The organism is Pelagibacterium halotolerans B2 (assembly GCF_000230555.1).
Classification (GTDB): domain Bacteria; phylum Pseudomonadota; class Alphaproteobacteria; order Rhizobiales; family Devosiaceae; genus Pelagibacterium; species Pelagibacterium halotolerans.
The window spans coordinates 3,807,855-3,821,654 of the sequence record NC_016078.1 but is presented as its reverse complement, the minus strand read 5'-3'; the positions used below and the strand labels follow the sequence as shown (position 1 = coordinate 3,821,654).

Here is a 13,800-nt window from a genome sequence, read left to right as displayed (position 1 = left end):
CAGCTTTCGGTAAACCGCAAGCGTGACCTGAACGACTGAAGTGAGGGCGCAAAGCTGTCGTCAAAATATAGAGACTTGAAATGTCGATGTGCCTAATACACATTCGGTTTCGAGCTTCATTTCGTCAAACCATTGCGTTTTCAGAACTCCCGGAGAGTCCCTCTCTCTCCGCCATTATTTCGCTCACGGCAGTTCCACTTCGTTCAATGCCTCCGCGAGGGCGGCCTTTCGGCCGGCCGCGCAGTCGCGCGCCTGTCGTCGCGTTCGAACTTCGTCCCGGACTCTCCGCCATTTTCAAGTCATTGCAATTGCCAGGGTCGAATCCGGATCAAGAAGCGGATTCTGTCGCAGCATCGCCGACGTCTGACTTTGCGCATTGACGAAAACATAACCGGCCCGACTCTCCCGGGCATGACATGGAACTCAGGCCGGCATTTTCAAAGGCAGGCGGATTACGCAGGCCCAATCAATGAATTTTGTCGAACTAAAAAACATGCATATATAGATTCCATTATGGATTGAAGGCATGGGAAGAGGTTGATCGTGACCGTTGATACGCGTTTGAGGCTGGCCCTGATGAGTCCGCTGCAGGCCGAGATTGCACGTAAGATCGCAGGCTTTATCCAGGACGGGCGTTGGGCGGTTGGAGATCGGATTTCGGATGCGGCGCTCTCCAAGGAGTTGGGCACATCACGAACGCCCGTGCGCCAGGTTCTCCAGCTTCTGTGTGAGCAGGGGCTGGTCGCGCAATCGCCAAAGGCGGGATTCCATCTCAATCGGACCATCGGGGAAAGTGCCGACCTCGACACGCTCATCCCTCCTTCCGATACCGAGGCGCTGTTTACCAGCATGATGATGGCCCGCGCCAATGGCGCTATCGGCGACGAGGCCTCGGAAGCCGAACTCGCCGATCAGTTCAGCGTGACGCGTGGCGCTGTTCGCCGGGCTCTGATGCGGTTTTCGTCCGAAGGGCTCGCGGAAAGGCGGCCGGGGCACGGCTGGCGGTTCGCCGAATGCCTCGACAACAAGCAGGCCGTCGAAGAAAGCTACGCCTACAGAATTCTGATCGAATGCGGCGCGGTGTGTGAAAAAAGCTTCCGGCCAAACACCGCCGAACTGAGCGCGTTGCGGGCGCAGCAGGAAAAGCTGTCGCAAAGTTCGCTGGCCGACATATCAAGAGCGGACTGGTTCGAGGCCAACGCCAATTTCCATGCGACCGTCGTGTCCTGGTCGCAAAATCGCTATCTTTTGCAATCGATCCGCCGCCAGAACAGCCTGCGCCGCATGACCGAGTATGCCGAATTCACCCAATTGAGCGAAAAGCGAATACACCGGGCAGCGCGCGATCATCTGGCGGTTCTCGACGCTATCGAGGCAGGCGATTGCAAGCTGGCCGCCGCCATACTGTACCGGCATCTGAGCCGCACCGCGCTGCCGGCAGAGGTTCCCGGAGAGTTCGACTGAGCGCGGGCACCGCCGATCCGAACCAGCGTCCGAGCCGGTCGCGGAAGGACAGGGGCAATACCGATTAAACGATCGGGTGAGGAAACACCGCTCTAGGCGGTCGTGAGCAACCGGGAGAAAAACGCCTTCACCGGCTTCTGGATGTGGACGCCGACATGCCCAACGCCCGGCACATCCACCCGTTCCACCGTGATGCTCAGACCTTCAATCGCTTTCTGGAAAGCATCGAGCCGGGCCACCCGATCGTGGCCGGCATCGTTGGAATCCTCGCGCCAGAAACTGGAACCCGGGCTGACCATGACGCCCTCACTCTCGGTATCGTCGGCTCCGATCACGAGTTGCACGGGAACCTGACGCAGGGCCTCGAGGTCCAGCGGTGCGCCGAGCGCTTCCTTCATGTCGCCGGTGCCGACCCACCAGCTGCGCGGGTCGCCCGGAAGGGTGACCGTGCCCGGTGCCGCGATGGAGACGCCGCGCAGCCGATCCGGATGGCGCAGATAGAAACGCATCGAGAACTGTCCACCGCCTGAAAAGCCGTGCATCAGGAAGCGCTCCGTCTCGATACGAAAGACCGATGCAACTTCCTCGATCATGCTCAGGAGCACTTCGTCATAGGCGACGCCGCCATGGCGCAGATGCTTGTAATTGTTGAAATCGTCGGGCCCGCCAATACCGCATGGAAAGAGCGGAGCCAGCAATGCGCACTGATTCTCCTCGGCAAAATCCGAGAATTCATCGCGCAGGCCGGCGGCGTTGCGCAGGCTATGGTGAACGAGAACGACAAGCGGATAGCGCTTGTCACCTTGAGGTTCATAGCTCCTGGGCATGTAGGTGCAATAGTGAAAGCGGGGGTCTGACTGGGATGCGAACATGGCGCTGTGGTCGAGACGGTAGAAATTCAACTTGGGCATCAGACGAGCTTTCCTTGGGTGTAATCGGCCAGATGAGCGACGAGGCGGTCCATCGCGCCTTTCAGGGCGGGGTAATCCTGGCTGATTTCCCGCGTGGTTTCGTTCATGTAGAGGCGTCGATTGATCTCGAACTGAACCGAATGGCGATCGATCGACGGGTTGGCGTAGGCTTCGGTCAACTCGGCGCCACGGAAGGGCTTGTTCATGGCGACCGAAAGCCCTTCGCTCTCCAGGAAGTCGCGCAACAATGCGGTGAACTCTTCGCCCGCCGATGCTCCATACATGTCGCCGATACAGATATCGGCGCGCCGTGCGCCGTCGCCATCCGATGACATGGCATGGCCGATATCAGTCATGGAATGGCAATTGATGTGCCAGACACAGCGGAACTGCGCGAACGCACCGTCGAGAAGCTGACGCAGGGCCGCCTGATACGGCACCCAGTATTTCCGGATGCGCGCCTCAGCTTCGCCAACAGGCATCGGTGCGGCATACATCGGGGTTTCGCCCCAGGCATTTCGCCAGATCAGTCCCATGCCGCGTCTGGCAGTCGGGCTGTCGCGTGTGTGGTGCGGCCACTCGCCGGCCAGCATGTCTCGATCCATATCGGCGAGGGACCGGTTTGCATCCAGAAAGCTGCGCGGAAAATGCGCACGCAGCAAAGGCGCGCCATGACGCGGCGCGGATGAGAACAGATCGTCCACATGGGTGTCTGCGGAAATACGCACCATATCCGCACTGACTGCCGGCTTGAAATCGGCCGGAATATCGGTGCCGCTGTGCGGACTGTCGAAAACCAAAGGGATCAGCGGTGCACCCGGTAACGTGACGCTGAGGACATCCGGAATATCTTCCGGCATGGGCACGAGAAACGCATCGCGGTCCAATGAGATGGTCATCACTGTCAGTCCTTTGCCGACAAATTTTCGATCTGCTGCACAACCCCGGTGATGTCGCCCAGTTTCTCGCCGGCTTGGAGGCGGGCCATGGTTCTGGCGACCCGCAATTCGCGCGCGGCGGCCTCGCGGGCTGTGTGTTCGGCCTCATCGGCCGGCAGGACGACCACGCCGGATGCGTCAGCCACGACGATATCACCGGGCAGAACCGGAACGTTGCCGCAGGAAATGGGACGGTTAAAGGTGCCGCCCTGGTTGGCGCGCCGGGTGGTGATCGGGGAGATGCCGCTACACCAGACCGGCAGACCTTCGGCGAGGATCTCAACCCGATCGGTGACCGGGCCATCGACGACTATGCCAACGGCGCCCGCCATTTTCGCCGCGCGGGCAACGGCCCCGCCGACACAGGCGTGCCGGTCATCGCCGAGCCGGTCGATGACCAGAATGTCGCCGGGCCTGATCTTGCTGACCGCATAGTGGACCAGCGTCGAGCAGAACCCCGGGATGGCCAGCGTAACGGCAAGGCCGGCCCGTGTCGGCTGATCGGGAGCCAGGGCCTGAATGGTACGGCGCATGAAGCCGGTATGGCGCATATGGCCGATGGTGGCCGTTTCGATGCGCTCGAGTTCGGCGAGCAATTTTGGGTCGGCGGGGGTCGGTAGCGGCTCGATACGATAGTTGGTCATAATTGGTTCTCGGTGGGCAAATCGGACACCATTTTCCTTGGATCGTGGGCAAGGAGTTGACCCATCAATCGGGCGGTGTGATGGACGATGTGATCGCAGATCGCTTTTCCGCGAGCGGCGCTGGCCATGTGTGGCGAACCGCCCAGCATGGCGTTGGCGTCGACCTCATGGGCATCGATGGGAAGTTGCAGGGGCAGACCACGGAAGTCGACGCCCGAAATGCCGCGAATGGGAACCCCGAACGCTCGAGCCCGCGGCGCGCTGGTCGCAACCAGGTCGGGCCGCATCTCGTCGGGGAACAGATAGGTAGCCACCGAGGTCAGCGGTTCGCCGCCATGCCCGCGCACGGAACTGGCGTCCTCGCCGTAAAGGTCGCGCCAAAGCTCAGGGGGAATGGCTTTCCAGATGTTGAGGGACGGAACGGCAATGCCGGTCCGACGCCGTATGCCGCGCGTCACCTGATCGATCAGGGGTGCGTTGGCGCTGTGGCCGTTGAAAATCAGAAGGTGGTTCAGGTCGTGATCGAGAAACGAGCCGATCATGTCTTCGAGCATGGCGGCAAAGGTCTGCGGCCGCAATTGCATACCGCCCGCAAAGCCGCGGAAAAAATCGGCATGTCCGAAGGCCAGCGCGGGAGCAGCCAGCCCGTCGCCGGCCTCCGCGCTCATCACGGCAAGCCGTTCGGCGAGCCGATAGTCTCCCATCGGGGCGTGTGGACCTTGAGGTTCCTGTGAACCGAGCGGCAAGAGGATGACACCGGGCCGCGCGATCCGCTCGCGAAACTCGGCCTGCGTCATGGCCGCCAGGGCATGCTTGCTCATGGCGCGGCGTTCCCTTCCGGGCTCGCAGGGTCGACGGCGCTGCCCTTGAGAGGCGGAAGCACGCGTTCAGCGGAATTGACATTGACCTCGCGTTCGACGCGCAGAACGCCCCCCTTGAGCCAGCACCGCACAGTGTCGCGAAAAGCGGTCTCGATAAAGAGCCAGTCCATTTCCAGGCACATCCAGCCGTCGTCACCCTCTATCCAGCGGGCACAAGCGAGGACACGCAGCCCTCCGTCGGGCTCGTAGGAATGATGCAGGCGCGCGCCGCTGATGGTCGTGATGCCTTCGACCCAGTGCCCGAACCCGGCCTCCACCACATGCGTACCGCGATGGTCGACGAGGGTAAACTCTATGCTCTGTCGCGCACTGCCGACGGCGAGCCTGATCCCTTGGACCTGCTGTTGGTTGGCCTCCATGCTGTATTGGCCGTGCCAGCACCCTGGCGCTGCATCCGCGGTTTCGGGGCCGGGTTGAATCTTGAAGCGTGCCGGCCTGCGCTCGGGGTGAACGGCAGGGCTTTCGATCGGGACAGCACCAAGCGCCGGGCGCAAAATCTCGAAGATCAACTCGTGAACGCGCCTGTCGTCATCGGCAATGCCTGCGGTGAAAGCGACAACGGTCTGCTGCTCGGGCAGCACGATGCAATATTGCCCGAACAGACCGTTGGCCGAATAGCTTTCATAGGGGCCGCGCCACCATTGGAAGCCATAGCCCTCGCGCCGGACGGCGGGGATACCTTCGCCGGCTTCATCGGGTCCGAGATAGGCTTCGCCGGTGAAAACGCCGAGCACCACGTCGCGGATCTGGGCACTGACGGCCATTTCAACCCAATCGGGTGAGAGCAGGACCTTATCATTCCAGATGCCGCCCTGAAGATGCAGGATGCCGAGCTTGAGAAGATCGGAGGTACGGCAACGCAAGCCGTTGCCGCCCGAATTGATGCCTTCGGGGCTCAGATCCCATCTCATATCGTCCGACATGTTCATGGGCGTGAAGATGCGCTCGGCCAGGTAATCGTGGATGGGACGGCCCGTCACCTTTTGCACGATCGCTGAGAGCATGTAGCTGGCAGCACTGTCATAGACGAAGACTTCACCGGGTTCATGGGCCATGGGCTGGGCCAGGAAATCGGCCACCCAGCTTGTCCGGAGCCGTCGCCATGCGCCGCCCGAAATGCCCTGGGCATGTCCGCTGGTCATGGTCAGCAAATGACGCACCCTCATGCGCTCGAGGCGCGGCGACTGGGTGATGGCCCGGTGCTCGGGGAAAAATTTCAGCACCGCATCGTCGATCTCAAGAAGACCGTCACCGACAGCAAGTCCCACCGCCATGGAGGTGAAGCTCTTGGTGACCGAATGCATCATGTGCAGCCGGTCCGCAGTAAAGGGCAACCAGTAGGTTTCACTCACCAGAGCATTTCGACTCCAGATGAGGAGGCTGTGCAGTTCGATGCCTTCGCGTTCGATCGTTTCGAGCATGGTCGCAATCGCGTGCGGATCCACGCCCCGCGATTGTGGGGTGGCCCTGAGCAGACCGTCTTTATGCATAGTCACGGCTTTGCGGCCTCCCGGGGGAATCGCCAGCTCATGGCGACACCGTGTTCGGTGCGCACCAGCGTCGGGATGGCCGATAGCAGAGCACGCGTGTAGTCGGACGCAGGCCGATCAAAGATCGCGTCGCGTGGACCCTGCTCGACGATTTCCCCGCCGTCCATAACGACAACACGATCGGCGAGCTGCTCGACGACGGCAAGGTCGTGGCTGATGAACAGGCAGGAGAAATTGTAGCGGCGCTGGAGAGAAGCGAGCAGTTCGAGCACCTGGGCGCGCACGGTGACATCAAGCGCCGAGACCGCCTCGTCGGCGATGACGAAATCGGGACGACCGATGATGGCCCGAGCGATGGCAACACGCTGGCGCTGCCCGCCCGACAATTCGTGCGGGTAGCGTTTGACGAAATTTGCGTCCAACCCGACTTCGGAAAGGATTTCTGCCACGCGGCGTGCAGCCTGGGCACGGTTGACGCCTTGTTCATGCCGCAGCGGTTCGGCGACCAATGCGCCAATCGTCATGCGGGGATCGAGCGAACCGAAGGGGTCCTGGAAAATCATCTGGCAGTTGAGGCGGTAGTCCCTGTAGGCGGACGAGCCTTTGGATACCGGTTGCCCGCGAAACGACAATTGCCCAGACGATGGGGCGATCAGCCCCGCTATGGCCCGCCCCAGCGTCGTTTTGCCCGAGCCAGAGCTGCCAACAACCGCGACGACCTCCCCTGCCCTGACGTCAAGATCGATCCCCTTGAGCGCATGTTTGGTTCGGGCGGGTGCCAGAATACCGGTCTTGGAGCGGTAAACCACTTCGATACCCCTGACCGAAATGACGGGCGCTGTTTTCTCGGAGAACGTGCGATTGGGGCCACGCACCGGCATGGCCTGCAACAGATCGCGGGTATAGGGGTGCGCAGGGGCCCGCAAAATCTCTTCGGTCGATCCGGATTCGACGATTTCACCCTGTCGCATGACGATCACGCGCTGGCAGTAGCGGGCCACCATGGGCAGGTCGTGGCTGATCATGAGAAGGGCGGTGCCATCGTCCTGCGTCAGCTCGAGCATGAGTTCGAGCACGTCGCGCTGGATCAAGGCGTCAAGCGCCGTCGTGGGTTCGTCGGCAATGAGAAGCGCCGGGCGCAGGAGCATGGCCGAGGCCAGCATAATGCGCTGGCGCATGCCGCCGGAGAACTCGTGCGGATAGGCCTTAAGTCCTGCTTCGGGATCGGGCATGCCGACCCGATTGAGAATTTCGATCGCCTTGCGCCGGCGTTCTGACGCGTCAAGTTTGGTGTGGACGCGCAAAGGCTCTTCGAGTTGCCTTCCAATGGTCATCGAGGGGTTCAGCGACGTCATGGGCTCCTGGAACACCATGCCCATCTGTGCGCCCCGCAACCGGCGCAATAGCGCAGGCGGCATGTCCAGGATCGACTGCCCGCGAAAATGAACCCTTCCGTGGGTCCGCTCGATGACCGGCGGCTGCAGACCCATCAGGGACCGGGCGAGCATGGTCTTGCCAGAGCCCGATTCTCCTACGATACCCACGATTTCACCGGGTGCCACGGTAAGGCTCGCGTTTCGAACGATCTCGGGCCCGCCTGGGCTGGCGACCCGCAGCGTAAGATTGTCGACGCTGAGCAAGGTTTCAGTACCGCTCATTATAGCCCCCTCATGCGCGGGTCGAAGCGATCGCGAATGGCATCGCCGAACAGATTGATGCCCAAGAGCGTGAGCGAGATGCACAGCCCCGGAAAAATGCCGAGCCAGACCGCCTGGGCCATATGCGGGCGGGCGCTGGCGAGCATGTTGCCCCATGTCGGGGCCGGAGGCGGAACGCCGAGCCCGAGAAAACTCAAGGCGCTTTCGGTCAGCAGGACCGTGCCGAACATGGAGGTGGCCAGAACGATCACCGGCGCCAGGCAATTGGGCAGGATGTGCCGGATCATTGTGAAAATGGCGGAATTGCCCATGACGCGAGACGCCTGGACGAATTCCTGTTCCCTAAGGGATAGGACCGCGCCGCGCACGATGCGCACCATCGAGGGCGTATAGGCAAGACCGAGCGCCAGGATGATGCCATACATGTTGGCACCGGTTATCGAAAGCAGCGCCAGCGCGAGAAGCATGGAGGGAAAGGCAAGAAGGGAATCGTTGAGTGTCATGATCGCCCTGTCCAGCCATCCCCGGGCATAGCCGGAGACCACCCCGAGCAGAACGCCTGCGGCAACGGCGAAGCATACGGTCATGACGCTGATCGATACGCTTGTTCCGGCCGCCGCCATGATGCGCGAGAGCACGTCGCGCCCGAACTCGTCGGTGCCCAGCCAATGGAGGATGCCCGGCGCTTCGAGCCTTTTCGTCAGATCGATGCCCAACGGGTCGTAAGGTGTCCAGATGGCGCCCAGGATCGCGGTAGCCACGAAAACCGAGAGTAGCGCACCACCCAGGACCCGGTTGCGTTGCGAGAGTCTCATTCTGCGGCCACCCGAGGATCGAAAAAGGGATAGAGGAGGTCGACGACGAGGTTGACCAGCACATAGGTCACGGCCACGAACAGCAAGCAGCCTTGAAGAACCGCGTAGTCGCGGGCGTATATCGATTCCACGATCAGCCGGCCCAGACCGGGAATGGTGAAGACGGTTTCGACCACGGCAATTCCGCCCAGCAAATTGCCAAGGATCAACCCGATCAGCGTCCATGTGGGACCAAAGGCATTGCGCGCCGCGTGATTGAACAAGATGGCGGTTTCACTGAGCCCCTTGGCACGGGCGTGAGTGATGTAGTCGAGGCGCAGCACATCGAGTGTGGAAGCGCGTGCCATGCGGACGATAATGCCGACCTCATGGAGCACAAGGGTCGCGACAGGCATGACCAGATAAAGGATGCCCGCCACCGGGTCGCGCGCGACCGAGACGTAGCCAAGCACCGGCAGCCAGCCCAGCTTGAGCCCGAACGCCAGCAGGATCATCAACCCGAGCCAGAAGGTGGGAATGGAGACGAGCAGCGTGGACATGGCCACGATCGCCAGATCCCATTTTCCGTTCTGACGCCACGCCGCAACCATCCCAAGCGGGACGGCGATTAGAACCGCCAGGCCGACCGCGCTCAGCACCATCGTGGCGCTGGTCGCAAAGCGGCCAAGGATCAGCGGCAGGACCGCCTGACCCGTGGTCACCGATACGCCCAGATCGCCTTGAAACAGATTGCCCAGCCAGATGAAGAACTGCACGGCGATGGGTTCATCGAGCCCCATGCGCTGACGCAGGGCAGCATAAGCCGCGTCATCGGCGAGATCGCCCAGCATGAGGCTGGCCGGGTCGCCCGGGATAAGCCGCACGAGCGTAAAGACCGCGATGGAAACGATCAGCAGTGTCGGTATCGCGGTTAAAAGGCGCGAAACTATGAATCTGAGCATAGAATAACCTTGGCAATCGATCCGAACGGCGGCGCGTGGTGGGCAGCGCGGCGTAAGGAGTCCAGGGATTGTCGAGTGGCGCGTCCCCCGCATCGATCTCGACGCGGGGGACGATCGGATGCCGGGCCTAGCGGGTCAGGCCAACGCCCCAGAGCCGGGCGAAGCCATGCCAGGTGCGGTAGCCGGTGACGTAGTCGGCCGACACTCCCACATCGAGACCATTGGCAAACATGATCAGCGGAATGTCCTCGAGAAAGAGGGTGTGGAGCTGATCAAACAGGGCCTGACGCTCGGCCTGATCGGATTCAGCCATCACCGCCTGGAGCAATTCGATGGCCTGGGGATTGTCCCAGATGGCATTGGCCCGTTCTTCCTTGGAGGCCGTCACCGCGTTGTAGGCCAGGGCCGGATCGGCGCGATCAGAATAGTTGAACGCCATGACCTGGTAATTGCCGGACCGGAAACGGTCGAGCTGGCTGGCCCATTCGAGAACCTCGATCTCGACATTGATGCCCGACGCCTGAAGCATCGCCTGGGCGATCACCGCGATGTCATAACTGATCGCCGAGCGGCGGTTGGTCAGCATGGTGATCTGCTCGCCCTCGTATCCGGCTTCTTCGAGCAGGGCCGGAATGGAGGCGGGATCGTAGGTATAGCCCTGATCATGATGGGCGGTGTGATAGACCGAGCCTGTGGCCACGAGCGAATTGTTGGCCACTCCAAGTCCATAGGTCACCGATTCAACGATCTGGGGGATATCGAGCGCCGCCGCGAAAGCCTGACGCATCGCCGGGTGGGACATGACCGGATCCTCTGTCTGGATGAGGATGGTCACAAGACCGGCATGGGGCTCGGACACGAGGTTGAACGACCCCATCTCCTCAAGTTCAGCCGCTTCGTTGGGCGGAAGGTAGGGGAGAATATCGAGGTCACCGCTTTGCAGGCCGGCAACGGCAGCGGAATTGTCCGGCACGACGATGAGATTGACGTCATCGACCAGGGCTTCCTTGTAGCCGCCATAGCCGTCGGGCTCGGTGCCCGTGGCGGCATAGTCTTCGAATTTGACCAGATGAACGCTTTCGCCGCGCACCCATTCGTCAAAGACGAAGGGTCCGGTTCCGATCGGCTTGGCCCAGCTTCCATCCTCATTGAAGGAATCGCGATGAACCACGGCAGTTGCGGCGCATTGTGACTGAGCCATGTTGGTCAAGAACATGGCGTCGGGCTGATCGAGCTCGAACGTCACGGTGGCCGGATCGGGCGCTTCGATGTTCACGATCTCCGAGGTCTGGCTGCCGTCGAAATAGACGTTGCAGGTGTAATCGGGATTGGCCAGCAGCTTGTCCCAGCTCCAGACCACATCCTGCGCCGTCATTGTCTCTCCATTGTGGAAAACAACGTCGTCGCGCAGCGTGAACGTATATTGCGTGCCCTCTTCGGACACGGACCAGTCACTGGCCAGCATGGGAACGATATCCCCACCTTCGCCGGCGGCGACCAGGCCTTCGACCACGTTGAGCATTACGGAGTCGGTGATGGCATCGCGATTAACGCCCGGCTGCGAACTGCGGATGTCTGCGGAAAGTTGAACATTGAGCGTATCGGCCAAGGCTATCGAGCCGGTGGCCAGAGTGAGAACCGAGACCGCAAGGCCCCGGGTGAGTGTCTTGAGCATTTCTGAAATCCCCTCATGTTTTTTACATGCTTAAAAAACATTTCATATTGCACGACATCGGTCAATAGTGCTTTACATGCGATATGAAAAACCACTGGCACCGCCGAACGGGCGTGATCCGGTGGGACACACAAAGGAGAGCCTCGGATGCGCGTTGCGCTCATGCAGTTGAACTCCCGCGACGACAAAGCGGCCAACATTGAAACGATCGCCGGTCTCTTGGAGACCCATATCGGGGATCGAAACGTCGATCTCGTTGCGGCGCCGGAATACGGAACGTTTTTCGGTGGGTTGAAGCAGGAGCAATGGGACGCGGCCGAGACCTTTCCCGATGGGGAGGGCTACAAGGCGTTGCAGGCGCTAGCCAAGCGATACGGCGTTGCGTTTCACACCGGCTCGATGATCGAACGGGACGGCAACAAGCACTACAATACAAGCGTGGTGTTCGGTCCCGATGGAACCGAACTGGCGCGTTATCGCAAGATCCATCTGTTCGACGTCGAAACGCCCGGCGGTCATATTTTCCGCGAGTCCGATACGATCGACCGGGGCAGCGAGATCGTCGATTTTACCTTCTCGGGCAAACGTTTCGGCTGCTCGATCTGCTACGATATCCGCTTTTCCGAACTCTACCTGACCCATATGCGCAATGGGTGCGACGTCATCATGGTGCCTGCCGCGTTCAACATGGAAACGGGCAAGGACCACTGGGAAACGCTTCTGCGCGCCCGGGCGATCGAAACCCAGAGCTGGGTGATCGCGGCCGGGCAGATCGGGCTGCATCGGGAAGCAGCGGGCGAGCGCGCCAGCTACGGCAATTCAATGATTATCGATCCCTGGGGGACAATTGTGGCCCGTGCCTCGGCCAAGCCCGGTGTTGTGATCGCCGATATCGATTTCGGTTACGCCGACCATATCCGCACCATCCTTCCCTCCAATACCCACCATGTTTTGAGCTGAGCGATGCTGGACAATTATGCTTTCTGGATAAGCACGCCCAATCTCGACTTTCTCGAGATCGGCGCCAATCAGGGCTTCAAGCGCGTCGTGTGCGATATCGAGCACAACGGCTTTTCTCCCGACCGGCGCGAGGCGCTGGTTGTTGCGGCGCGTGCCATGGGCCTGGAAATCTTTTTCAAGATCGAAGGCCCCGAGCCGGTCTGGGTGCAACGGGCGCTCGATCTGGGTGTGGATGGCGTCGTCATCCCCCATTGCGGCCGGCTCGCGGACTGCGCGGCGGCGCTTGCCACGAGCAAATTTCCCCCACTCGGCACACGGAGTTACGCCGCTGGACGGTCAGCCCGGTTCCAGCCCCCCGACCCCGATTATTTTGCGCGCTGCAATCGCGAGGTCGCGTGCCTGCCCATGATCGAAACGGCGGAGGCTCTGGACGATATCGAGGCGATCTTGGGCCATGAGTGTGTCGATGGCGTCTTTGTCGGCCCATTCGATCTGGCGTTGACCCGGGGACGACCCACCTACGCCTTCACCGAAGCCGACCGGACCGATATCGCGCGCATCGGTGACGCAGCGGCGCGGGCCGGCAAGCCGTGGTGGATCCCGGCATGGACACCGCCCGAGCAGGATTTTGCGGCCCGGCAGGGTGCCAGCGTTCGCGTCATAGCCGCCGAGCACCAGGTGCTCAACGCGGGATTTGCCAATGTTCTGAGCCAGCTTCCAAAAGCCAAGCAGGAAGAAGCGGCAGGATGAAGGATTTCGTAAAAAACCCGCTTCCCCAAAGCCTTGCCGCAACGCTTGTGGACAAACTGACCCGGGTGGAAACGGCTACGGTTGGGCACTTTTTACATTCGGCCTTCATGGACAGTTCCATAGCGGCAGTTGACGCTAAACATCGCATCGCCGGCACGGCCGTTACCCTGCGACTGGCCGCCAATGATTCGACCTTGCTGCACGACGTGGTTTCCACGCTTCGGCCAACCGATATTCTCGTTATCGATCGGTCCGGCGACACGCGCCACGCATGCTGGGGCGGGGTCGTGACCAATGCCGCCGCCATATGCGGCTTCGCCGGCGCGGTGATCGACGGCCCGGTGACCGACGTGGGCGAGATCGTCAAAAGGCAATTTCCAATCTGGAGCCGGGGACGTTCGGCGATAACGACGAAACTTTATGCGCAGTCGGGCGCATTCAATGTGCCGATCGCGTGCGGCGGCGTTCCGGTCATGCCCGGCGATGCTATCGTGGCGGACGAAAGCGGGGTCATCGTTCTCTCACCCGAACAGGCGGAAAGCGTCGCAGAGCGCGCCCTTGCCATGCAGCGCAACGAACTGGACCTGATCGCTCGCCTTGAGGCGGGAGAACCGTTGGGTCAGATCAGCGGCGCATCGGCCATGATTGCGGAAAAGCTGTGAACGCCCGTTGC

13 protein-coding genes are annotated in these 13,800 nt (G+C 61.3%); 4 read left to right on the top strand and 9 right to left on the bottom strand.

Annotation, left to right across the window (positions count from 1 at the left end):
* The first annotated feature begins 543 nt into the window (after nt 1–543).
* Complete coding sequence (locus KKY_RS18705; protein ID WP_244404034.1) at nt 544–1,464, top strand: GntR family transcriptional regulator; 921 nt, start codon at nt 544–546, stop codon at nt 1,462–1,464.
* Between the two features lie 92 nt (nt 1,465–1,556).
* On the opposite strand, the gene KKY_RS18700 is transcribed toward KKY_RS18705, so the two are convergent.
* From KKY_RS18700 to KKY_RS18660, 9 genes are all read right to left on the bottom strand, one after another.
* Nucleotides 1,557–2,375, bottom strand: coding sequence for an alpha/beta hydrolase family protein (locus tag KKY_RS18700; RefSeq protein ID WP_014132959.1), 819 nt, complete (start codon nt 2,373–2,375; stop codon nt 1,557–1,559).
* Complete coding sequence (locus KKY_RS18695) at nt 2,375–3,262, bottom strand: N-formylglutamate amidohydrolase (protein ID WP_244404033.1); 888 nt, start codon at nt 3,260–3,262, stop codon at nt 2,375–2,377. Before KKY_RS18695 ends, KKY_RS18700 begins: the two co-directional genes overlap by 1 nt.
* Before the next feature lie 17 nt (nt 3,263–3,279).
* On the bottom strand, nt 3,280–3,957 hold the full coding sequence (locus tag KKY_RS18690; protein WP_014132957.1) for an RraA family protein: 678 nt from the start codon (nt 3,955–3,957) through the stop codon (nt 3,280–3,282).
* A complete protein-coding gene (locus KKY_RS18685) occupies nt 3,954–4,778 on the bottom strand; it encodes a creatininase family protein (protein ID WP_014132956.1) in 825 nt (274 codons plus the stop codon). The genes KKY_RS18690 and KKY_RS18685 overlap by 4 nt, the downstream gene beginning before the upstream one ends.
* On the bottom strand, nt 4,775–6,328 hold the full coding sequence (locus tag KKY_RS18680; protein WP_041528900.1) for a serine hydrolase domain-containing protein: 1,554 nt from the start codon (nt 6,326–6,328) through the stop codon (nt 4,775–4,777). Before KKY_RS18680 ends, KKY_RS18685 begins: the two co-directional genes overlap by 4 nt.
* 2 nt (nt 6,329–6,330) lie before the next feature.
* A complete protein-coding gene (locus KKY_RS18675; RefSeq protein WP_014132954.1) occupies nt 6,331–7,986 on the bottom strand; it encodes an ABC transporter ATP-binding protein in 1,656 nt (551 codons plus the stop codon).
* Complete coding sequence (locus KKY_RS18670; protein WP_014132953.1) at nt 7,986–8,801, bottom strand: ABC transporter permease; 816 nt, start codon at nt 8,799–8,801, stop codon at nt 7,986–7,988. The genes KKY_RS18675 and KKY_RS18670 overlap by 1 nt, the downstream gene beginning before the upstream one ends.
* Entirely contained in the window at nt 8,798–9,742 is a 945-nt protein-coding gene (locus tag KKY_RS18665) for an ABC transporter permease (protein ID WP_014132952.1), read from the bottom strand. The genes KKY_RS18670 and KKY_RS18665 overlap by 4 nt, the downstream gene beginning before the upstream one ends.
* 127 nt (nt 9,743–9,869) lie before the next feature.
* Entirely contained in the window at nt 9,870–11,417 is a 1,548-nt protein-coding gene (locus KKY_RS18660; protein WP_014132951.1) for an ABC transporter substrate-binding protein, read from the bottom strand.
* 147 nt (nt 11,418–11,564) lie between these two features.
* Here KKY_RS18660 and KKY_RS18655 point away from each other — a divergent pair, with 147 nt between their 5' ends.
* The 3 genes from KKY_RS18655 to KKY_RS18645 are packed head-to-tail and all read left to right on the top strand — an operon-like array spanning nt 11,565 to nt 13,789.
* Nucleotides 11,565–12,377: a carbon-nitrogen hydrolase family protein gene (locus tag KKY_RS18655; protein WP_014132950.1), complete on the top strand. Its 813-nt coding sequence runs from the start codon at nt 11,565–11,567 to the stop codon at nt 12,375–12,377.
* Between the two features lie 3 nt (nt 12,378–12,380).
* Complete coding sequence (locus tag KKY_RS18650) at nt 12,381–13,127, top strand: HpcH/HpaI aldolase family protein (protein WP_014132949.1); 747 nt, start codon at nt 12,381–12,383, stop codon at nt 13,125–13,127.
* Nucleotides 13,124–13,789 (top strand): RraA family protein, encoded by a 666-nt coding sequence (locus KKY_RS18645; RefSeq protein WP_014132948.1) that lies wholly within the window; start codon nt 13,124–13,126, stop codon nt 13,787–13,789. Before KKY_RS18650 ends, KKY_RS18645 begins: the two co-directional genes overlap by 4 nt.
* Nucleotides 13,790–13,800: the final 11 nt, after the last annotated feature.